At 61.7% G+C, this 21,463-nt stretch carries 16 protein-coding genes; 11 read left to right on the forward strand and 5 right to left on the reverse strand.

Going from position 1 to position 21,463, the window contains the following annotated elements:
• Positions 1 to 270: 270 nt before the first annotated feature.
• The 9 genes from AC2LD7_RS04285 to AC2LD7_RS04325 all read left to right on the forward strand — a co-directional run bounded on the left by AC2LD7_RS04285 (position 271) and on the right by AC2LD7_RS04325 (position 13,464).
• Positions 271 to 3,246: a xanthine dehydrogenase family protein molybdopterin-binding subunit gene (locus AC2LD7_RS04285; protein ID WP_484596614.1), complete on the forward strand. Its 2,976-nt coding sequence runs from the start codon at positions 271 to 273 to the stop codon at positions 3,244 to 3,246.
• Positions 3,243 to 4,070 carry an FAD binding domain-containing protein gene (locus tag AC2LD7_RS04290; protein ID WP_484596615.1) on the forward strand — a complete coding sequence of 276 codons (828 nt, stop codon included), beginning with the start codon at positions 3,243 to 3,245 and terminating at the stop codon, positions 4,068 to 4,070. The genes AC2LD7_RS04285 and AC2LD7_RS04290 overlap by 4 nt, the downstream gene beginning before the upstream one ends.
• The gene (locus AC2LD7_RS04295) at positions 4,054 to 4,584 is read left to right on the forward strand and encodes a (2Fe-2S)-binding protein (protein ID WP_484596616.1); all 531 of its coding nucleotides are present in this window, start codon (positions 4,054 to 4,056) and stop codon (positions 4,582 to 4,584) included. The genes AC2LD7_RS04290 and AC2LD7_RS04295 overlap by 17 nt, the downstream gene beginning before the upstream one ends.
• Positions 4,577 to 6,106 carry an AMP-binding protein gene (locus AC2LD7_RS04300; protein ID WP_484596617.1) on the forward strand — a complete coding sequence of 510 codons (1,530 nt, stop codon included), beginning with the start codon at positions 4,577 to 4,579 and terminating at the stop codon, positions 6,104 to 6,106. The genes AC2LD7_RS04295 and AC2LD7_RS04300 overlap by 8 nt, the downstream gene beginning before the upstream one ends.
• 29 nt (positions 6,107 to 6,135) lie before the next feature.
• Positions 6,136 to 6,939, forward strand: a complete 804-nt coding sequence (locus AC2LD7_RS04305; protein WP_484596618.1) for an enoyl-CoA hydratase/isomerase family protein — start codon at positions 6,136 to 6,138, stop codon at positions 6,937 to 6,939.
• Positions 6,940 to 7,130: 191 nt separating this feature from the next.
• Entirely contained in the window at positions 7,131 to 8,360 is a 1,230-nt protein-coding gene (locus AC2LD7_RS04310; RefSeq protein WP_484596619.1) for a benzoate/H(+) symporter BenE family transporter, read from the forward strand.
• A gap of 413 nt (positions 8,361 to 8,773) precedes the next feature.
• Positions 8,774 to 10,732, forward strand: a complete 1,959-nt coding sequence (locus AC2LD7_RS04315; protein WP_484596620.1) for a TRAP transporter permease — start codon at positions 8,774 to 8,776, stop codon at positions 10,730 to 10,732.
• A 61-nt stretch (positions 10,733 to 10,793) separates the two neighbouring features.
• Positions 10,794 to 11,789 carry a TAXI family TRAP transporter solute-binding subunit gene (locus tag AC2LD7_RS04320; protein WP_484596621.1) on the forward strand — a complete coding sequence of 332 codons (996 nt, stop codon included), beginning with the start codon at positions 10,794 to 10,796 and terminating at the stop codon, positions 11,787 to 11,789.
• A 31-nt stretch (positions 11,790 to 11,820) separates the two neighbouring features.
• The gene (locus tag AC2LD7_RS04325; RefSeq protein WP_484596622.1) at positions 11,821 to 13,464 is read left to right on the forward strand and encodes a thiamine pyrophosphate-binding protein; all 1,644 of its coding nucleotides are present in this window, start codon (positions 11,821 to 11,823) and stop codon (positions 13,462 to 13,464) included.
• A gap of 385 nt (positions 13,465 to 13,849) precedes the next feature.
• Here AC2LD7_RS04325 and AC2LD7_RS04330 read toward each other — a convergent pair whose 3' ends face one another.
• From AC2LD7_RS04330 to AC2LD7_RS04350, 5 genes are all read right to left on the reverse strand, one after another.
• The gene (locus tag AC2LD7_RS04330) at positions 13,850 to 13,957 is read right to left on the reverse strand and encodes an SDR family oxidoreductase (protein WP_484596623.1); all 108 of its coding nucleotides are present in this window, start codon (positions 13,955 to 13,957) and stop codon (positions 13,850 to 13,852) included.
• Positions 13,958 to 14,105: 148 nt separating this feature from the next.
• The gene (locus tag AC2LD7_RS04335; RefSeq protein WP_484596624.1) at positions 14,106 to 14,864 is read right to left on the reverse strand and encodes an SDR family NAD(P)-dependent oxidoreductase; all 759 of its coding nucleotides are present in this window, start codon (positions 14,862 to 14,864) and stop codon (positions 14,106 to 14,108) included.
• Between the two features lie 64 nt (positions 14,865 to 14,928).
• Complete coding sequence (locus tag AC2LD7_RS04340; protein WP_484596625.1) at positions 14,929 to 16,188, reverse strand: TRAP transporter large permease; 1,260 nt, start codon at positions 16,186 to 16,188, stop codon at positions 14,929 to 14,931.
• A 2-nt stretch (positions 16,189 to 16,190) separates the two neighbouring features.
• The gene (locus AC2LD7_RS04345) at positions 16,191 to 16,760 is read right to left on the reverse strand and encodes a TRAP transporter small permease (protein ID WP_484596626.1); all 570 of its coding nucleotides are present in this window, start codon (positions 16,758 to 16,760) and stop codon (positions 16,191 to 16,193) included.
• Positions 16,761 to 16,829: 69 nt separating this feature from the next.
• Entirely contained in the window at positions 16,830 to 17,813 is a 984-nt protein-coding gene (locus AC2LD7_RS04350; RefSeq protein ID WP_484596627.1) for a TRAP transporter substrate-binding protein, read from the reverse strand.
• A 572-nt stretch (positions 17,814 to 18,385) separates the two neighbouring features.
• Between AC2LD7_RS04350 and AC2LD7_RS04355 the strand changes: the two genes are divergently transcribed.
• Both AC2LD7_RS04355 and AC2LD7_RS04360 read left to right on the forward strand, forming a co-directional pair.
• Complete coding sequence (locus AC2LD7_RS04355; RefSeq protein WP_484596628.1) at positions 18,386 to 19,822, forward strand: UbiD family decarboxylase; 1,437 nt, start codon at positions 18,386 to 18,388, stop codon at positions 19,820 to 19,822.
• A 179-nt stretch (positions 19,823 to 20,001) separates the two neighbouring features.
• On the forward strand, positions 20,002 to 21,441 hold the full coding sequence (locus AC2LD7_RS04360) for an aldehyde dehydrogenase family protein (RefSeq protein WP_484596629.1): 1,440 nt from the start codon (positions 20,002 to 20,004) through the stop codon (positions 21,439 to 21,441).
• The last annotated feature ends 22 nt before the right edge of the window (positions 21,442 to 21,463 follow it).

Below are 21,463 nucleotides of genomic sequence, written 5' to 3' on the forward strand. Positions count from 1 at the left end.
GGACAAGACCACCTTGGAGTGTCATCGATGCGCCGCTAGCGGCTGCGGACGCACTGGAAGCTTGCACCAGCAAGGCCACACCGTCGGCCATCAGATCTAAAACTGCGCTTATCCAGATGCTCGCCGTTCGCTGGCATCGCATTACATGCCGCTAAATCAGACTCAAAGGTAAATCCAGCAACTGAGGGGCAAAACACCATAGCCGGCGGCAAGGCAACGTGGTCGGGCTCTGCCAAATACTCGGGACACAAACAGAACAAGAGTCCCGCAATGAACATGTACCAACCCACCGAACGGAACGAGGCCGGGCAGATCGGACGTTCCCAGGCTCGCGTCGAAGATGCGGCGCTGCTGCGCGGGCTGGGCCGCTATGCCGATGATATGGCCACCCCGCCCGGCACCCTGCACGCTGCCATCGTTCGTTCACCCCATGCGCACGCTCGCATCATCTCGGTCAATGCCTCGCCTGCACTGGCCATGAAGGGCGTGCATGCCGTGCTCACTGGAGAGGACGTCAAGCGTTGGGCCAACCCTTTTCCGGTAGGCGTTCGTGCGCCCATGGAACATTGGTGCCTGGCGGTGGACAAGGCCCGCTATGTGGGCGAGCCCATCTGCGTGGTCATCGCAGACGACCGTTATCTGGCCGAAGATGCGCTAGACGCGGTTCAGGTCGAATATGAGCCGCTGCCACCGATCATCGATCCAGAAAAGGCCACCCACTCTGATGCGCCCGTGCTCCACGAGGCGGTGGGTAGCAATGTGGTCAACGAGCGCAACTTCCGCTACGGCGATCCGGAACACGCGTTCGAACATGCGCCTCACCGGGTGTCGATCAAGGTTCACTACCCACGAAACTCCTGCACCCCGATCGAGTGCTACGTGGTGCTGGGACATTACCAGGCCGCCACCGGCACCTATGACGTCCTTTCCAATTTCCAAGGCCCCTATGCGCTGCACTCGGTAATGGCCCGCGCGCTGAACGTGGCAGGGAACCGTCTACGCCTGCGCACGCCGCCGGATTCAGGCGGCAGCTTCGGCATCAAACAGGGAGTGTTCCCCTATGTAGTGCTCATGGGTCTGGCGTCACGCAAAGTTGGCGCCCCGGTCAAGTGGGTCGAAGACCGGCTGGAGCACTTGCAGGCCTCATCCAGCGCCACCAACCGCGTATGCGAGATCCAGGCAGCAGTCGAAAGCGATGGACGCGTGGTCGCCTTGCACTACGACCAGATCGACGATTGCGGTGGCTACCTGCGCGCGCCGGAGCCCGCCACCTTCTACCGTATGCACGGCAACCTGTCCGGCGCCTATGCCATTCGCAACCTGTCGGTGCGCAACCGCGTGGTGCTCACCAACAAGGTGCCAAGTGGGCTCAACCGCGGCTTCGGCGGCGGCCAGGTGTACTTCGCACTGGAGCGCCTGATGCATGAGGTCGCGGTCCAGCTTGGTCTGGACCCGCTGCAGGTCATTCGGCGCAACCTGGTTCCAGCCGGCGTCTTTCCCTATCGAGCTGCCGCCGGAGCGCTACTCGATTCAGGTGACTATCCCGCAACCGTCGACCTCGCCATTCGGGAGGGTGGACTCGACGAACTGCTGCGCCGCCAGCAACAGGCACGTGCCGAGGGCCGCCTCTATGGCATCGGCTACACCGCCGCAGTCGAGCCGTCGATTTCCAACATGGGCTACATCACCACCGCGATGACGCCCGAAGAACGGCGCAAAAGCGGTCCCAAGAACGGTGCGGTCAGCACGGCCACCGTCAGCGTTGATCCGCTTGGTGGCGTGACCGTGCATGTTTCTTCGACGCCCCAGGGCCAGGGCCACCAGACCGTCGTTGCCCAGATCGTGGCGGAGGTGCTGGGTGTGGCGCTCGACAGCATTAACGTCAATGTTGAACTAGATACCGGCAAAGACGCCTGGTCGATCGCATCGGGTAATTACTCCAGCCGCTTCGCCGGCGCTGTCGCGGGCTCTGTGTACAACGCCGCGGTAAAGATCCGCGAGCGCATGGCTGGCATTGCGGCCGCGATGTGGGATGTATCGGCCGATCAGGTGCGCTTCGCCGGTGGCAAGGTATTCGTCACGGACGGCCCCAGCCAGGCTTTCCATCGTATTGCCGGCTCGACCCATTGGTCGCCAGGTCTGCTCCCCGAAAATGAAGGTGGTGGGCTACGCGAAACCGCCTTCTGGACGCCGCCTCAGCTGACCGCTCCAGACGACAACGACTGCATCAACAGCTCGCTGTGCTACGGCTTCATATTCGATTACTGCGGTCTGGAAATCGACCGAATCACCGGCGAGGTCCATATCGATCGGTACGTCACCTGCCACGACGCCGGTCGAATCCTCAACCCGATGCTGATGGACGGGCAGATCCGCGGCGGATTCACCCAGGCCCTCGGCGTCGCACTGATGGAAGAGTTCGCCTATGGCGAAGACGGCAGCTTTCTTTCGGGCACCTTCGCCGACTACCTGGTGCCGACGGCGCCAGAGGCGGTGGAACCCCTGATTCTGCATATGGAGACGCCCTCGCCTTTCACCCCGCTCGGCGCCAAAGGGGTGGGCGAAGGCAACAACATGAGCACCCCCGTGTGCATCGCCAACGCCGTCGCCGACGCGCTCGGCCGCTCGGATATCAAGCTACCGCTGACACCCTCGCGCGTGCGCAGCATGATCGGCATCGACGAGCCGCCGCCGCCCGAAGGCGTCGCGCTCGAAGCACCACGGGTGGCCGGGGGCTCGGCGCTGCAAGCACGGGACTCAGTGGAAATCCCAGCGCCACCGCAACAGGTTTTCGATGCCTTGCTCGATCCGGAGACGCTGCAGTCGATCATTCCTGGTTGCCACGCGCTCGAGTTGGAAAGCACGAACCATTACCGCGCCGATGTCACCGTCGGCGTTGGAATGATCCGCGCTCGCTTCGCAGCGCGCGTCGGGCTCACCGACCTGGACCCTCCGCACTCGCTACGCCTGTCCGGCTCGGGCAACAGCCCGATGGGCTCGGCGACCGGCAGCGCCAAGGTCACTTTCATCGAGCTGGAAAACGGCCATACGCGACTGGAATACGCCTACGACGCAGCCGTCAGCGGCAAGGTCGCTGCCGTGGGCGGACGCATGCTGCAGAGCGCCTCGAAAGTAATCATCGGCCAGATATTCACCCGCCTGGCTGCACGCCTGACCGGCAAGCCGGCAAATACCAGCCCGTGGCAACGGTTGCTCGCTCTGCTGGGCATGGGAGGTGCGAAATGAAGCCTGCTGCATTCGATTACGTCCGCGCCGACAACAAGCGCGAAGTGCTGCAGTTGCTCGCCGAGCATGGCGAACAGGCCCGAATCATCGCTGGCGGCCAGTCGCTCATGGCTGTGCTGAACATGCGCCTGGCACAGCCGAAAGTGCTAATCGACATCAACCATGCGAGCGACTTGCATTACCTGAATCTGGAAAAAGATCGCCTGGTGGTCGGCGCCGCGGTGCGCCAGGTCGAGCTGATGGATCGTCCAAGCCTGGGCGATGAAGTTCCTCTGCTGGCCCAGGCCATGCCTTGGATCGGCCATTTCCAGACGCGTAATCGCGGCACCGTCTGCGGCTCGGTCGCCCACGCCGACCCCAGCGCCGAACTCCCCCTGTGCCTGGTCACGCTTGGCGGCACCGTGGTGCTGGAGTCACTCAAGGGCAAGCGCCGAGAAATCCCGGCTGCCCAGTTTTTTCAAGGCGTATTGACCACCGAGAAACGCCCCGACGAGCTGGTCGTAGAAGTGCATTTCCCGCTTCGTGAGCCAGAGGTTAGCTACCGCTTTCGTGAGATTGCCATGCGCCACGGCGACTTCGCATTGGTCGCGTTGGCCGCCTGTATTCGCCAAGACCATGTGGATTTGGGCATCGGCGGCGTTGCCGACCGCGCCGTCCTGCGTCGGCTGCCACTGGGCACGGAACTCAAGGACGCACTCAACGCTTTTGCCTGGTCGCTCGGCGCACAGGACGACGTACATGCCAGCGCCGCCTACCGGCGTCAGCTGGTCCGCGAACTGGGCCAGCAACTGATCGAGGAAAAATCCCATGCACGCGCCAGCTGATCAACGTTTCGCCATCAGTCTCGAGCTCAACGGCCGGCAGCGCGAAGGCCGCGCCGAACCACGTATGCAACTGTGCGATTTCCTGCGCCACGAGCTAGGCGCCACAGGTGTGCATGTGGGCTGCGAGCACGGCGTATGTGGCGCCTGCACGGTGCTCGTCGACGGCGTTGCCTCACGCTCCTGCCTGATGCTCGCGGTGCAGGCCCACGGGCAGCGCATCGACACCGTCGAATCGCTGGCCAAAGACGATGTGATGAATGACCTGCAACAAGCATTCAGCCGTCATCACGCCCTGCAATGCGGCTTTTGCACGGCAGGCATCCTCATGTCATGCGTCGAGTTCCTAGAGCGCGTCCCAAGCCCTGACGAAACCCAGGTACGCGACATGCTCTCCGGCCACCTGTGCCGCTGCACCGGTTACACCGGCATCGTCAAGGCGGTGCTGGAGGTCGCGCAGCAGCGGCAGACCCCACAACCACAACAACAAAACGTGGAGACCTCCGACAATGTTTGATCTTGGACGCAGCTTCCTTGCCGCGGTCGAGCGCCGGCCGAAGACGGTGGCGATCAGCGACGGCGAGTTGAAGAAAACCTACGAGACCTGGTTCGTCGATATCCAGAACGCCGCCCACGGCCTTGAGCGACTGGGCCTGAAAAAAGGCGATCACCTGGTTGCCGTCATGCAAAACCGCTGGGAGTTGGCGACTTTGCATTGGGCCTGTCAGTTCGCCGGCATCATCATGACGCCTCTGAACTGGCGTTGCAGCGCCGACGACTTGAGCTGGTGCATCAGCGATGCCGAAGCACGCGTGGTGATTCATGACGACTCGGCACACGAAGCTGTCAGCGCCTGCGATTTCAAGGGTGTTCAATGCATCAGCACCGGCCTGCCAACCAACGGCAACGTCATGAGCTTCGAGCAACTGATTGCCGACGCCCCAAGCGAAACAATCCTGCGTGCCGGCCCCGAAGACTGGTCGCTGATGCTCTACACATCCGGCACCACCAGCCGCCCCAAAGGCGTACCCCGTAGTCACCGTGCCGAACGCGCCTCCGCCGTCGCGCACGTGGCGCAGAATCTGTATGGCCATGAAGAGCGCACATTGGGCGTGATGCCGCTGTATCACACCATGGGCGTGCGCTCATTGCTGTCGATGGCATTGCTGGACGGCCATTTCGTCTGCGTGCCGAAGTTCGATGTCGAAGCCACGCTGAACGCCATCGAGCGCGAGAAGATCACCAACCTGTACTTGGTACCGACGCTTTATCACATGCTTATCGAGCACCCTGCGTTCAGTCCGCAGCGTGTCGCCAGCGTGACCAAGCTCGGCTTCGCCGGCGCGCCGATGAGCGATGGATTGATGCAACGGGTCGAGGCGGCATTCAAGCCCGAACTGTTCGTCAATCACTACGGCAGTTCCGAGATCTATACCTTTACCATCGACCAGAAAGCCAGCAGCAAGCCTGGCTCGTCGGGCCGTAGCGCGCTCAACCAGCGCATCCGTGTCGTGGCGCTGGACGCGCAGTCGGCTGACGACCTGTGCAAACCCAACGAGGAAGGCCAGATCATCGCCGACCTCGCCAGCGACGAAGCCTTCGATGGCTACTGGAAGCGGCCAGAGGCGGATGCCAAATCCATTCGCGACGGCTGGTACTACACCAGCGACACGGGCTATTTCGATGAAGATGGCGACCTGTTCGTCACCGGCCGTGTCGATGACTTGATCATCACTGGTGGCGAAAACGTCAGCCCCGCCGAGATCGAGAATGCGCTGTCCCTCCACCCCGCAGTCGAGGAAGTGGCCGTGGTCGGCTTGCCGGATGAACAGTGGGGCAAGCTGGTGGCTGCCTTCATCAAGCTCCGCCATCCGGTTACCGAGCAGGAACTGGACGCCCATTGCGTCTCGTCCGGCCTGGCGCGCTTCAAGCGCCCACGTCGTTACGAATTCATTGACCAGATCCCCAAATCTCCCGTCGGCAAGGTCTTGCGCCGCGTACTCGTCGCAGAGTACGGCCAGCCCGTAACCGCCAACTGAACCCCCTTTCGCACGTAGGAACATCAGAAATGAACAGCCAGCAGATCGCAAAATTCTTGGAAACCCCTTTTGACGGCTTCACCGTCGAGCTCAATACCGACCACGAGCGCGCCGACATCATCCTGGGGCGCCCACCGTTCAACGTCATCGCCATGAGCCAGCGCGATACGCTGCGAGAAGTGTTTGAAGCACTGGATGCTCACCCCGATGTGCGCGTCATCGTCCTGCGCGCCGAGGGCGAGCACTTCTCCAGCGGCGGTGACATCAGGGGCTTCCTCGAAGCATCTCCCGAGCATGTCTCCAAACTGGCCTGGAACGTTGCCGCGCCGGTCCGTTGCACCAAGCCGGTCATCGTAGCCAACCGCGGCTACACCTTTGGCGTTGGCTTTGAGCTGTCACTGGCGTGCGATTTCCGTATCGCATCGGAGACAACCCGTTACGCCCTGCCTGAGCAGAATCTCGGCCAGATTCCGGGTTCAGGTGGTTCCGCGCGGCTTCAGAAAATCATCGGCATCACCCGCACCAAGCACATGGTCATGCGCGCCAAGCGCATCACCGGACAGCAAGCCTACGACTGGGGCATCGCCACCGAGTGCGTACCGGATAACGAATTGGAAAGCACCGTGGACGCGCTGGTTGATGAGCTGCGCCGGTTCTCGCCGCTGGCCCAGCGCACCGCGAAGAAGCTGATCAACGACAACGAAGATTCGCCGTTGACCGTCGCCATCGAGATGGAAGGCCACTGCTACAGCCGTCTGCGCAGCTCAGCTGACTTCAAGGAAGGCGTCGAAGCCTTCCACAGCAAGCGTCCGGCGGTGTTCCGCGGCGAGTAAGCGACACCCAAAAGCAAAACGTAACCGAGCGTTGCGTGCCGCCTGGCCAATGCATTTTTGATCAAAGGAATGCGTGCCACGCAACAGCCGGCGCAGGTTTCTCCGCCGGCTGCATGCGTTTGGCCTGGATGCGCGGCTAAGCGAATGGGTCCCGGCAGCAGCTGCAGATAACAACAAACAGAGGCACCACGATGCTCAACGATACGACTCCTTTGGTGAATGATCTGCCAGACGCCAAACCCGGCAAACCATCGCTGCGCCAGATACTGAACAGCAAAACCATCAGCGTCGGCCTGGTCGCGGCTGTTTTTGGCTGCACCGGCCCCGCATTGGTGGTGATCAAGGCCGCCGAGGCCGGGCAACTGAGCGCTGGTCAGACGGTCGCCTGGTTGTTCTCGATCTACGTGCTGGGCGGGCTGCTCAGCCTGTTCCTTGCGCTGCGGTATCGCCAGCCAATCTGCGGCGCCTACACCATTCCCGGCGCTGCGATCCTCGCTACATCGCTTGTGGGTATTAACTTCAGCGATGCTGTGGGCGCTTTTATCATGAGCGGCCTGCTGGTCCTGCTGCTCGGCGTGTCCGGCCTGATCGGCAAGCTGATGCGGTGGCTGCCGATGCCTATCGTGATGGCAATGATCGTGGGGGCCATGATTCGTTTCGCCACCGGGGCCGTCGATTCGGTTGCCGCCATGCCCTTGATCGCAGGCTCCGCGGCGCTGAGCTTCTTTCTGGTCACGCGGTTCGTCAAATCGGTGCCGCCGGTAATGGTGGCCGGCATCATTGGATTCGGCCTTGCGCTGGCGATGGGTCAAATACAGCCCGCTGATGTCGATGTTGCTTTCGTGATGCCCGTCTTTACCGCACCCACCTTTTCGCTGGATGCCTTTCTGGCCATTACCATTCCGTTGACCGCACTGGTCATCGGCGCCGAAAACGCCCAGGCCGCGGGCGTGCTGATGGCCGAGGGCTACCGTCCGCCCATCAACGCGATGACAGTGCTCAGCGGCATCGGCGGCATACTCGCCGGCCTGCTGGGCGGCCACAACGCGAATATCGCCGGACCAATGACCGCGATCTGCTCATCCGAGCAAGCGGGCGAAGACCCGCAGCACCGCTACGGCGCGGCACTGGTCAACGGCGTGCTGTTCGCTCTATTCGGATTATTCGCCGGCCTCGCCGTACCTTTCATTCTGGCGCTGCCAAAGGCGCTGATCATGATCGTCGCCGGGTTGGCGATGATCGGCGTGCTGCTTAGCGCTCTACAACAGGCCTTCCGAAAAGGCGGCGCTTGCCAGATTGGCGCCTTCGTCGCCCTTGCGGTGGCCATGAGCAACTTTTCACTGATGGGCATCAGCGCGCCTTTCTGGGCGTTGCTTTTCGGCGTGCTGGTGTCCTGGCTACTGGGCGAAATCAAACCTTGAATGGGCGCGCCGAGCACCCATGCGGCGCGCAAACAGCCGGGCCAGCGCGGCGCGCTGCTCACCAAAGCGTGCGCTGATGGCCCGTATCAGAATTCATTAATATTCACCCATTTAGCGCTGAACCTAAGATGGAGTCAGCCACAGAGCCAGCTACTACCGCAGCATCCATAACAATAAGTAGAGGCGGACATGAACGACCCCGAGCTTTTTCAGCATTTCCTGACAGACCCTGCGTGTTCACTCCGACGGCCTCTGTTCGATATAGCCAACCCCGTCTCCACGGCGAAGGCATCCCAAAAAAATAACAAGCGTCTCGCCAAGCCCGTTGAGCCTGCCACCAGGCTAGCCGCTGCGTATCGGCATCCCGTCAGCCAACGTTCGGCATTAGCCGACCACGGAGATGGCAGAACATCATGAAAAGCCTTCTGAATCCTGCATCGATCGTTGCGCTCTGCTGGGCGGCCTTCCAGATTCACATGGTTTACGGCGAGCCTCTGGAGCTGATAGTCGCCGTACCCATTCATGTCATGTTTGGCGTGGTGCTGACCTTCATCACCCATCCGCTGCGCCAAGACAGCCGGGGCAAGCTGTCGCTTGCCCGTGCCTCGGATTACCTGCTGGCGGCGGTCGCGGCGGCGATCGCCGCGTACTATCTGGTTAACGCGGAGCGGCTAGTTACGCGGATCGCCATGGTCGATCTGCTGGAAAAATGGGACTTCATCGTCGGCATCGCAACCATCGCCCTTGTGGTCGAGGCGGTACGCAGGGCACTGGGAATGGGCTTGACGGTGGTCATCCTGGTATTCCTCGGCTATCAGTTCATCGGTCCCGCGCTACGCGATCTGCCAATGCTGAGCATCATCGGTCATGGTGGTGAACCGACCATGATGTTCCTAGAGACTTTCCTCGACCTGCAAACCATGCAGAACGAAGGCGTGTTCGGCATTCCGAGCATCGTCTCCTACAACCAAGTGTTCTATTTCTTGTTGTTCGGCGCTTTCCTGCAGCTGTTTGGTGGCGGCCAGCTGTTCATGGACTTGTCGGTGCTGTTGGTGGGCCGCTTTCGCGGCGGCATGGCCAAGGTATCCATTGTCTCTTCGACGCTGTTCGGCTCCGTGAGCGGCAGCGCCACCGCCAATGCCGCGGTGATGGGCATGTTCACCATTCCGGCGATGAAGAAGTCGGGCATGAGTTCCGAAGAGTCCGCTGCGGTCGAGGCCGCTTCGTCTACCGGCGGGCAGTTGATGCCACCGGTCATGGGCGCAGCGGCGTTCCTTATCGCGCAATTCATGGGCATTCCTTATGCCCAGGTCGCCATCGCCGCGCTGATTCCCGCACTGCTGTTCTATGTCGCGCTGTACTTCGTGGTGGATCTGCTGGCCCGCCGCAAGGGTCTGACAGCACTCAAGCTGAGTGAGATGGACACCAACTGGGCCAGCGTTTTCAAACGCCTTTACCTGTTCATTCCGGTGGTCATGTTGGTCTATCAGATCATGGCTGGCCGCGCCTTGAGCTCCGCCACGCTGGAGGCCATCTGGGTGACCATCGTTTTCGGATTGATCACCCGCGTTTGGGGCGGCTTCAGCGCGGAGGGCGTCAACGGCGCGGTCAAGGCCACCGCCAACGTATTCGTGGATTCGCTGAAAGCGCTGGATTCCGGCGCACGGGGCGCCATTGCCGTGGCCATCCCCTGCGCCGGCGCAGGCATCGTTGTCGGTATCGCGTCGATGACCAATCTGGGCCTGACGTTCGGCTCGTTCGTCACTGCACTATCGGGCGGCATGCTGATTCCCGCGCTGCTGCTGGTGATGTTGATGGTCATCGTCATGGGCATGGGCATGCCCACTACCGCCGCTTACATCATGGGCGCAATCCTGGCCATTCCCGCGCTGGACAAGCTCGGGATTCCAGCATTGTCGTCACACTTTTTCGTCCTCTACTTCGCAGCCCTGTCGATGGTCACGCCACCGGTGGCGCTCGCCGCCTTCGTAGCCGGAGGGATCGCCAAAGCCAACGTATGGAAGACAGGCTGGATCGCGTTCCGCTACAGCCTGGCCGGCTTCCTGGTGGCGTTCGCCTTCGTCTTCAGCCCGGCGCTGCTTTTGCAGGGCGAATGGACCGAAATCCTTCCCGCCGTCGCCACCGCGATCATCGGCTGCTACGCCCTGGCTGGCTGCGTAGCGGGCTACCTGAGGGCCAGAAACACACTAATCGAGTCTTTCCTGCTGTTCGTCGCTGCCGCGCTGCTGATTGCGCCGGTAATCAAGGCATCGGCAGCAGGTCTGGTTCTGTTGGCCTTGGTATGGGCCTGGCAGATCCGCAAGGCAAGGGCCGCCTCGAGCGGCACTTTGATGGAGAGCTCAAAAGCTTGAGTTCAACGCTGGTTCAGCTCAGCTGTCTGGCAAACGTTTCACCCATAAAGAGAACAAGAAAATGATTAAAGCATTCAAGAAAAACGCACTGCCTTTCATTCTCGGCGGCTTCCTCGCCTTCTCCGGTACGGCCTTTGCCGCTGACCCGGTAAACGTCAAATTCGCTGCCGGGCCGACCGGCACCACCTGGTACGCCTACGCGGGCTCCCTGCGCACCGAGATGCTCGACGGCCTGCCGCAGGGTTCGACCGTCGACATCCTCGGCACACCCATGGCCATCGCGAATACCAAGCTGCTGGCGGCCAAACGCTCGGACATCGGCCTGATCTTCCCGCCGGTCGTCTCCTGGGCGGTACAGGGCTTCGGGCCGTTCGACAAGAAAATCGGCAACGTGCTCGGTCTGGTCGGCGGTCTCGACCAGTACTACCAACGCATCACCGTGCAGAAAGACAGCCCCATCACCTCCATCGCAGAGATCAAGGAGAAAAAACTTGCTGTGCGTATCGGCACTGGCCCGCAAGGCAGTCTGAATGAGTACATCAGCAAGCTGATACTCGAAGCGAACGGGCTGACCTACGAGGACATCGAGAGCTTTGGTGGCAGCATCAGCAAGTCCAGCCTGAGCATCCTGCAGGACCAGTTCGGCGACAAGCAGATCGACATGATCATCGGCATCACTACCGAGGGGCACCCGAACACCGCCCAGCTTTCGATCGCCCCCGGCCAACGCTTCATCAGCCTGAGCGAGGAGGCCGTGAAGTTCCTCGAAGGTTACGGCTTCGTGCGCGCCACCATGCCCGCCAACATGTTTGAAGACCAGACCGAGCCGGTACAGGGTGTAGGCTTCAGCACGTCGCTGTATGCCAATGCTGCGGTGTCCGAGGAGGATGCCTATCAGATCACCAAGGCGGTAATGGAGCGTCGTGAAAACCTCCAGCGCTCGTTCGGTTCCATGAAAGGCTGGACCGCTGAAGGCTCCGCCACCGAAATCAACCTGGCCACGCCGCTGCACCCGGGCGCGAAGAAATACTACGAGGAAGCCGGACTGCTGAAGTAAGCCACGCCCACCGTCTTGCAGGAGCGATCGAATGACCGGCAACCCCGTAACAATAACCGGCGGGCAGGCAATAGTTGAGCTGCTGCGACGCAATGGCGTCGACCGCGTTTTTACCGTGCCCGGCGAAAGTTTCCTGCCGGTCCTCGACGCACTGCATGACGCACCGGACATCGACTTGGTGGTTTGCCGCCAGGAAGGCGGCGCCTCGATGATGGCCGAAGCGTATGCCAAGACCACCGGACGCCCCGGGGTCTGTTTCGTCACTCGCGGTCCCGGCAGTGCCAACGCAATGGCCGGCCTGCACGTGGCCTCGCAGGACTCGACGCCGCTGCTGGTGTTCGTCGGTCAGGTGCCGCGCGGCTTCCAGGAACGTGAAGCCTGGCAGGAAGTGAATGTGAAGGCGCTGTTCGGCTCAGTCGCCAAGTGGGCCTCGGATATTCAGGAGGCCGAACGCCTGACCGAATACCTCAACCGCGCCTTCGCTACCGCTCAGTCTGGGCGACCCGGTCCGGTAGTGCTTGGCCTGCCAGAGGATCTGCTCTACGAAACACTCGATCCGGTGCGGGCCGGACCGGCCCTCATTGCTCAGGGCCATCCCGCGCCTGGGGATATGCGCCGTCTGGCTGAGCTGCTCTCATCCGCTCGTCGTCCGCTTGCCGTGTATGGCGGTTCGGGCTGGACGCCCGAGATCCGCCAGCGCCTGCAAACCTTCGCCGAGGCGCACGGCTTGCCCGTGGCTACCGCGTTCAGACGTCAGGACCGCTTCGATAGCGGCAGCGCCCATTATGTCGGCGATGCGGGCCTGGGAATGAACCCGCGCCTGGCCGAACTCATCCAGAGCGCGGACCTGCTGATCGCGGTTGGTACACGACTCGGAGACATCACCACACGCCATTACGAACTGGTAAACGTGCCGAATCCGGCCCAGACACTGGTGCATATCCATCCTGCCCCCGAGGAACTCGGCCGGGTCCACCAACCGGACCTGGCGATCTGTGCAAGCGTAGGCGCCTTCGCACAGGCCACGACGGATCTCGAACCACCGTCCCCGCCGCTTGACGAGGCGCGCAGCGTCTGGCTGGAAACCGCGCGCAAGAATTTCCTTGATTGGACCCAGCCAACCACGATTGCCGGCCCGCTTCAGCTCGGCGAAATCGTCGCCTGGCTGGGCCGCACACTGCCGGACGATGCGGTGCTGACGAACGGAGCCGGCAATTACACGCTCTGGCTGCATCGTTTCTTCCCCTACCTTGGCTGGGGCAGCCAGCTTGCGCCCACCTCTGGCTCGATGGGTTACGGCCTACCGGCGGCAATCGCAGCAAAATTGGCAAATCCGCAGCGCCCGGCCGTATGTTTTGCCGGAGATGGCTGCTTTCTGATGACGTGCCAGGAGCTCGCGACCGCCGTGCAGTATCGTGCCAATGTGATCGTCATCGTGGTCAACAATGGCTCCTACGGCTCGATTCGGATGCATCAGGAAAAACAATATCCCGGTCGCCGCTACGGCACTGACCTGGTCAACCCAGACATGCTCCAGTTGGCACAGGCATTCGGTGCCGGAGCCGCACGCGTGGAGCGGACCGAGCAGTTCGCCGATGCATTCGAACAGGCGCTGGCCGCTGATCGCCCGTTTCTCATCGAACTGATCATCGACCCGGCAATACTCAGACCCTGAGCCCAGAATCAGCTGCTGAGCCATCGGGCTAATTACAAGCGATCGTCGAAGGGGGAGCTGCTGCAAAGCCCCACCCCCTCACCCCAGCCCTCTCCCTCAGGGAGAGGGGGCCAGTCCTATGTGAGCTGACAGACAGAAGTCGCTTCAAACGTATGCCTCTACCGGTCAAGCCCATGCGCTGCAAAGCAGAACGCCACGCTGCGGAAAAGCAGCAAGGCCAACGCGCAAGCTGCAATCACAGCAATACCCTGGCGCCGGCACGGGACAGTCCCCTCTCCCTCCGGGAGAGGGCTAGGGTGAGGGCCTGCGGCGTCGCGCCGGATGACAATCCGCCACGGCACGCACGCAGCCCCCTGCCCATGGCTGCGTCATAGGCAAGCTATGATCAATGCATCACCGACCCGCCGTCGACCACCACGGTCTCGCCGGTCATGAAGGCACTGTCATCCGAAGCCAGGAAAAGCAGCAAGGCCAACGCGCAAGCTGCAATCACCGCAATACCCTGGCGCCTGCACGGACAGTCCCCTCTCCCTCCGGGAGAGGGCTAGGGTGAGGGCGGGCCTGCGGAGTCGCGTCGGATGACAATCCGCCACGGCACGCACGCAGCCCCATGGCCTGGCTTCATCATAGGCAAGCTGTGATCAATGCATCACCGACCCGCCGTCGACTACCACGGTCTCGCCGGTCATGAAGGCGCTGTCATCCGAAGCCAGGAAAAGCAGCGGGCCAATCAGGTCTTCAGGCATCTGGTCGCGCTTGATGGCGCGGCTGGCGATTACCGGTGCGGTCAGGCGCTCACGCATCTCAGCGTTGGCCACCACGCCCTCGCTCAACACCAGCCCCGGCGCCAGCGTATTTACCGCAATGCCATGGTCACCCAGTTCACGCGCCAACGCTCGCGTCAGCGCCAGAATCGCGCCTTTCGAGGTGACGTAATGCAGCATGTTCGGCGTGCCCTTGAACGGCGTACCGGATGAAATATTGATGATGCGCCCGTAGCCGCAATCCTTCATGTACGGCGTCACCGCCTTCGCGCAGACGAAGGGACCACGCACGTTGACCGCCATGACCTTGTCCCACTCGCCGACATCGATCTCATCGAACGACTTCATTTTCAGCGAGGCATAAATCGCCGCGTTGTTCACCAGCACGTCGATCCGGCCGAAGCGCTCCATGGCCGCCGTCGCCATGGCGGCAGCGGACACCTCATCGGATACATCAGTCATCACCGATATGGCCTGGCCACCCGAGGCCTCGATTTCGTCCACCACGGCGGATCCGTCGAGCACATCGGCTACAACGATATGCGCACCTTCCGCCGCCATCGCCTTGGCATAGGTGGCGCCGATACCCTGCGCGGCTCCGGTGATGATGACCACCTTGTCTTTCAATCGAGTCATAACGTTCTCCAGTCAGGGGCCGGCCCCATGGGCCGGGATCAGGCTTTCGACCTTGCAGGTCTTGTTAAAGGAATGTCGTCACCAACCCCGGCTGCCAGGCGATGAGTATCATCACCAGCAGCGTGATCAGCAGGAACGGCAGCAGTGGCCGCATGATGTCGCCTGGGCGACATCCGGTGACCCGAGAGGCGACGTAGAGCGCCGCGCCAACGGGCGGGGTCAGGAGTCCGAGGGTCAGGTTGATGCACATGATGACGCCCAGGTGATAGGCGTTGATGCCATACACCGACTCGGCCACCGGAAGCACGATCGGCACCAGAAGAATCAGCGCGGCGATGCCATCGATCACCATCCCGACTACCAGCAGCAAGGCAATGAGTAGCAGCAGGTAGACGAACGGATCGGAGGTCATGCCCTGCATGATTTCGCCCAGTTGCTGCGGAATCTGCTCGTAAACGATCACCCAGCCGAACACTGCCGCAGCCGCGACCAGCGCCAGCACCACACCACTGTTGATGCCCACGCGCAGCAACATGTCGCCCATTCTGTCCAGCTTCATCTCGCCATGGGCGAAACGACCGACGATCACGGCCATCGCACCGCCTACCGCGGCCGCTTCCGTTGGCGTGGCGATGCCGCCGATGATGCTGCCGATCATTACTACCGGCACACTCAGTGACGGCACGCTACCGAGGATGTTCTTTATCTTCTGCGCCCGGCTCAGGCGCTCGCTCGGCGGGTACTGATAAAAGAACCCGAGCACAGCAATGACTAGAATGAAGCCGCCTGTCATCAACAGTCCCGGGACGATACCGGCGATGAACAGGTCGCCGATGGATATCTGCGCCAGCACCCCGAAAATCACGAACAGCATCGAAGGCGGAATGACGGGCGCGAGCAAGGCACCGGCCGCCGTCGTCGCAGTCGCGAAGTTGCGGTCGTACCCCTTGCGTTCCATCTCCGGCACCATCACCTGCGACATCACCGCGACCTGAGCATTGGCGGAGCCAACGATCGAAGCCAGCATCATGTTGGCGAGGATATTGATGTACGCCAGCCCGCCGCGAACCGAACCGAGGAAAACCGAGGCCAGCGCCACCAGGCGTTTGGTGATCCCGCCCTCGTTCATCAGCTCGCCAACCAGCATGAACAATGGAATGGCCAGCAGACCGTAATTGTCCAGGCCACCGAAGAACTGTTGCGGGTAAGACAGGAACAGCACGCTGTTGCCACTGAGCTGGATATAGGCCATCGCGCTCACCGCGAGGACCAGCGCGATCGGTACGCCAACGAACAGCAATACGACAAAGATTCCAATGACCATGCTTATTCTCCGGCGCCGGCAGCGGATGCTTCGGTGCGCAGCTCGGACTGCGGCGTTTTCCAGGTGTCCAGCAGATTGGCCAGCGCATGAACACTGCTGCTCAAGGCCACCACCGGCAAGATCAACCAGAACCAGAATTTGGCGATACCGAGCGTCGCCGTCGGCTCCTGATAGACGTAATTGAAGGAGTTGGCCGCGAACGCGTCGAAATCGAAGCCACTGCTGATCAGCAGCAATGGATCGAACCACAGATAGCAGAGCACCAGCAGGGCGACCGCAAACCCCAGCACGACCAGATCGGACGCACACTTGAGCGCCTTTCTGAGCCCATCCGGCACCGCATCGGCCAATAGGGTCACGGACACCGCGTCGCGCGTCTTGAGGGTTACGCTAAGGCCCAGCATTGCCACCCAGACCATGATCAGTACGGCCAGCTCATCGAGCCAGAAGATCGGCGTTCTCAACGCCCGGCCACCGACATTGATCAGAATCAAGAACGGCAAAACCAGGACCAGCGCCCGCAGCGCTCCCCGCTCAATTCGCCCAATGCCGTTGCTCAGCGCGTGAATCATGTGCACTTCCCTAAGTGGATAACTATGAGCGCGTCACCCGAAGGCCGCTGCCTCCGGGCGAGGTTGGATTCAAGGCGCAAGGGCCGCCGCTTCCTTGCGCAGATCGGCCAGCACGGGGGTCTTTTTCATCCAGATGTCTTCCCACTGCTGCAGCTTGTCGCCAAAGAACTCGGGGCCTACCCGCACCAACGTGATGCCCGCCTCTTCGATACTGGCTTGCGTCTGCGCTTCGGACTGCTCGTATTGCGCGGTCAGGCTGTTCAGATGCTTGCGGGTCAGCTCGCGAATCAGCGCGCGATCTTGTTCGCTGGTTTGTGCCCAGATGCGACCGGACATCAGCCCGATTACCGGGAACATCATGTGATTGCTCTGCAGCACCGACTTGGCGCGTTCGTGCAAGCGCAGCTTCCAGATCAATTCCAGATCGGCATCCACGCCGTCCACCTGACCGTTGGCCAGGGCGTCATAGACGTCGGTGATCGGCATCGGCGTTGAGGCGGCGCCGAGCAATCGGTAGAAATCCTGCACCGGCGGGAACGGTGTAATGCGAATCTTGCGACCCTCGACCGCTTCGACACTTTCCGTGGGGAAGGCATTGAGCATGAGGCGCATCCCCGCCACGCCATAACCCAAGCCCACAACACCAGCCTTGGCAGGCAGTTGCGTCAGCATGCCCTGGGCGGAGGGACCATTGAGCAACTCGCCGGCCTGAACCACATCTTTCACCAGGTACGGTGCGAACAGCGCGCCGAAATCAGGCACCCGGTTGGCAATCTCGGCGGTGGTCATGAATGCCATATCCAGCGCGCCTGTCTGCAGTTGCTGCAGCATCCGCGCCTCGCTTCCCAACTGCCCGGCGGGGAATACTGAAACGCTGTATTTGCCCCCGGAACGCTCCTTGAGCTCCTCGCCCATGGCCTGGGCGGCCTGCGTCCAGGCATGCGTTCCCGGCACGATCAGGCCAAGCCGCAAGTCCTTTGCGCTAGCCCCAACGCTGGCGAGCAAGGCAGTAGCGGAAAAGAGCGCACATATCCATTTTGTTGTTTTTTTCACTGTGGTCACCTGTGGTTTACGAGCATTCAGGGGCAGCGATGGAACCGCATCGAGTATCGGTGTCCGCCATGAGCCGTTGCCTCGACCCGGCAAGCTGTCCGGGCTGACGCGAATGGATCAGGCGCTGCGTGGTTGCTGAGCGGATTCGAAAGCTGCCGGCAACTGATCGGCGCGCGTTTCCGCGAGCTCGTCAGTACATTCGTGGCAAGCGAGAGGGAGGAGATACGGTCGGATATTGCGTGTAAGAAAAGCGCTCACATGACGACCCCTGTTTATTTTTATTAGCCAAGGCGATCGATCCGAAGGCGCTGTCGATTCTTCGTGAACGCCGCCTATCGCCTCGTTGGTCAGCAGAACCTAGCCCAGGCCAGCGCCTGCGTTCCATTAGTGAATAGTGATCCGGGCAATCAGTGAACGTTATAGCTACAGGCGGAGCGCCATCGCTCCGCTCGGAAACGGAAACTGCACAAGGGCATCGCCGTCACTGATGAACCACATCAGAAAACCTTAATAGGCAGCTGTGGCGCTGACTCCTAGCATGGCCAAAAGAACAATCAAGAGAGAGCCATACTATGCCGTCCAAGCCTTCCCACTCGGTCGAACGCACCGGGCCAGCTCTTCCGGTCGGAGCCAGCCTTCGCGACTGGCTGGACCATTTGCAGCAAACCCAACGGCTTAGCATCGTTCGCCCCGGAACGGATCTCCGCTTCGGCGTCGCGGCCATCGCCAACCGCCTCGACGGGCAGAGCGCATCCGTGTTTCTCGAACCGGGCGACCATCCGATTCCAGTCATTTCCGGCCTGCTGTCGGATCGTCAATGGATGGCCGAGGCGATGGGCGTTGAGTCGTCACAGGTCCTGGCCCGTTTCGAAGACGCCAGCCTGAACCCGCTGCCCTGGCGGGAAACCGAGGACGCTGCCTGCCAACAGGTCGTGCATCGAGACGTGGATCTGCTGGCCCAACTGCCCATTCCCACTCACAACGAGCATGACAGCGGTGCCTACATCACTGCGGGCCTGCTGATCACGCGTAATCCGCGCACCGGCGTGCAGAACGTGTCGATCCATCGGTTACAGGTCAGCAGCCGCAACCGCCTCGGCGCACTGCTGCTGCCTCGACATGCGTTGGCGTATTTCCAAGAGACCGAAAGCGTCGGCGAAGACTTGGAAGTTGCGGTGGTGATCGGGTGCGACCCGCTGACGCTGATGGCGTCGCAGGCGATCGTGCCGATCGATCACGACGAGTTAGAGATCGCCGGCGCGCTCCATGGCCACCCGCTGAACGTGGCCAAATGCGTGACCAACCGCATCCGGGTACCCGCCGATGCGGAAATCGTCCTCGAAGGGCGGCTGCTGGCGAATACTCGCGAAGAGGAAGGTCCCTTCGGCGAATTTCCTCAGTATTACGGCGAGCGCGCCGAGCGGCATGTAATCGAAGTCGACGCAGTTACTCACCGCCAATCGCCGATGTTCCATACCATCGTTGGGGGCGGCCTCGAGCATCTGCTGCTGGGCGGGATTCCGCGCGAGGCGACGATGCTGGCCCATCTGCGGCGCAGCTTTCCATCGGTCCGTGACGTGCATCTGGCCCGCGGAGGTGTGTGTCGTTATCACCTGTATGTACAGATCGACAAGCGCTCCGAAGGCGAGGCGAAGAATGTCATCCTCGGTGCACTCGGCGGGCACTACGACATCAAACATGTGGTCGTGGTGGATACCGACGTCGACATCCACAACCCCACCGAGGTCGAGTGGGCGGTAGCCACGCGCTTCCAGGCCGACCGCGATCTGATACTTATCCACGAATCCCAGGGTTCGAAGCTCGACCCCTCCACGCGCGACGGTATCGGCTCGAAGATGGGTTTTGACGCCACCGTGCCCCTGTCTGCTCCGCCCATGCGCTTCACGCGCATCAGGGTACCGGGGGAAGCCGAAGTGGAACTCGACGAGGTCTGCCAGTTGGCCGGCAACGATTGGCAGCAGCTCCTTGGCCGCTCCCAGGACGACTGAGCATTTAGCGGAAGCAGAGCTACGGCGCGCTTGTGATGGTGTGCTGCGCACCGGATTTTGCCGATGAGCCAGACGAAGCCATCAGCTGACAGCACAAGCCAGGTCCAGCGCGCGCATCAAGGCACAGCCGTCGAACGGCTGATGAATTCGAACAAGAAAATGCCCGAGAGGAGAAGCAGATGCAGGTCCGACATTTCATTGATGGAGAATGGTGCGAGAGCGGTCAGTGGAGCGAAAGCCTTGACCCAGCCAATGCCGGCATCATCGGCCGGTTTGCAGACGGCGGACTGCACGAGGCCCAGGCCGCGGTCGATGCGGCCGCACGCGCTTTTGCGGACCCGCAATGGTCACAGAATCCACGCCTGCGCCAGCAAATCCTGCTGGACTGGGCCGCAGCCCTGAAGGACCGCCAGGAAGAGCTGGCGAATCTGCTTACCCGCGAGAATGGCAAGGCGTTGGCGCAGTCGCGTGGCGAAGTGGGCGGTGCCATTTCGGAAATCCTCTACTACGCAGGGCTCGCCCGGCACATTCCGGGCCACGTGCTGGAAGTGGCGCCAGGCGAGTTCTCAACCATGCTCCGCGAACCGGCCGGGGTCGCGGGCTTGATCATCCCTTGGAACGCTCCGGCCGTGTTGTTGGTACGCGCGCTGGCCCCTGCACTGGCCGCCGGCTGCACCTGTGTGATCAAACCGGCGCCACAAACCGCGTTGTTCAACGCCGCCTTCCTCGAACCCTTGCTGCAACTACCGACGCTGCCGCGCGGCAGCGTGAATCTTTTCGCGGAAACCGGCCATGCGGGCGCCGCCTATCTGGTCGCGACGCCTAAAGTGGATGTGCTCAGTTTCACCGGCTCCACGGCGACCGGCACGCGGATCATGCAGGACGCGGCTCCGACGATGAAGAAGCTGTCGCTGGAACTCGGCGGGAAGTCCTGCTGCCTGGTGTTCGAAGACACGGTCATCAGTACCGTGGCGCACAAGCTCGCCGCCGCCGCTACGATTATTTCCGGCCAACAATGCACCGCCGCTCGCCGGGTTCTGGTGCACGCCAGCCGCCTGGCGGACATGAAAAAAGCGCTCACGGCCGCGCTTTCCGGCATCCGCCTGGGCCATGGTCTGGAAGCGACCACACAGATGGGACCGCTGATCGACTGGCGCTCGCGGGATCTGGTGGGCCAGCGTATCGCCGAATCAATGGAGAGCTGCGACGAGGTACTGCTTGCCGGTGGCCAGCCGGGAGGTGCACTGAGCGCAGGCGCCTTCCTCTCACCAACGCTGATCGCTCATCGCGACAGCGGTGCGTTTTTCTGCCAAGAGGAAATCTTCGGGCCGCTGCTGATTCTCGAAGCCTTCGAAGATGAGGCCGAAGCAATTGCTCGCGCCAATCACACGGAGTTCGGCCTGTCAGCAAGCGTCTGGACCCACGACACTGCCCGCGCCATGCGCGTCGCTCGCGCGTTGCGCAATGGTACGGTGTGGATCAACGACCACAACAAGCTGTTCGCCGAGGCGGAAACGGGTGGCTATCGCAAGAGTGGATTGGGCCGGCTCCACGGTTACGACGCGCTTCTGGATTTTACAGAGCTCAAGCACGTCTACCAGAATGTCGGCACCCTGTAGGTAGCCAACACACCGAGGTCAG

The organism is Stutzerimonas sp., from assembly GCF_982611455.1.

Excerpts from the sequence above, each read along its gene's own strand:
- AC2LD7_RS04285 (WP_484596614.1), top strand. The coding sequence starts at position 271 with ATGAACATGTACCAACCCACCGAACGGAACGAGGCCGGGCAGATCGGA.
- AC2LD7_RS04290 (WP_484596615.1), top strand. The coding sequence starts at position 3,243 with ATGAAGCCTGCTGCATTCGATTACGTCCGCGCCGACAACAAGCGCGAA.
- AC2LD7_RS04295 (WP_484596616.1), top strand. The coding sequence starts at position 4,054 with ATGCACGCGCCAGCTGATCAACGTTTCGCCATCAGTCTCGAGCTCAAC.
- AC2LD7_RS04300 (WP_484596617.1), top strand. The coding sequence starts at position 4,577 with ATGTTTGATCTTGGACGCAGCTTCCTTGCCGCGGTCGAGCGCCGGCCG.
- AC2LD7_RS04305 (WP_484596618.1), top strand. The coding sequence starts at position 6,136 with ATGAACAGCCAGCAGATCGCAAAATTCTTGGAAACCCCTTTTGACGGC.
- AC2LD7_RS04310 (WP_484596619.1), top strand. The coding sequence starts at position 7,131 with ATGCTCAACGATACGACTCCTTTGGTGAATGATCTGCCAGACGCCAAA.
- AC2LD7_RS04315 (WP_484596620.1), top strand. The coding sequence starts at position 8,774 with ATGAAAAGCCTTCTGAATCCTGCATCGATCGTTGCGCTCTGCTGGGCG.
- AC2LD7_RS04320 (WP_484596621.1), top strand. The coding sequence starts at position 10,794 with ATGATTAAAGCATTCAAGAAAAACGCACTGCCTTTCATTCTCGGCGGC.
- AC2LD7_RS04325 (WP_484596622.1), top strand. The coding sequence starts at position 11,821 with ATGACCGGCAACCCCGTAACAATAACCGGCGGGCAGGCAATAGTTGAG.
- AC2LD7_RS04335 (WP_484596624.1), bottom strand. The coding sequence starts at position 14,864 with ATGACTCGATTGAAAGACAAGGTGGTCATCATCACCGGAGCCGCGCAG.
- AC2LD7_RS04340 (WP_484596625.1), bottom strand. The coding sequence starts at position 16,188 with ATGGTCATTGGAATCTTTGTCGTATTGCTGTTCGTTGGCGTACCGATC.
- AC2LD7_RS04345 (WP_484596626.1), bottom strand. The coding sequence starts at position 16,760 with ATGATTCACGCGCTGAGCAACGGCATTGGGCGAATTGAGCGGGGAGCG.
- AC2LD7_RS04355 (WP_484596628.1), top strand. The coding sequence starts at position 18,386 with ATGCCGTCCAAGCCTTCCCACTCGGTCGAACGCACCGGGCCAGCTCTT.
- AC2LD7_RS04360 (WP_484596629.1), top strand. The coding sequence starts at position 20,002 with ATGCAGGTCCGACATTTCATTGATGGAGAATGGTGCGAGAGCGGTCAG.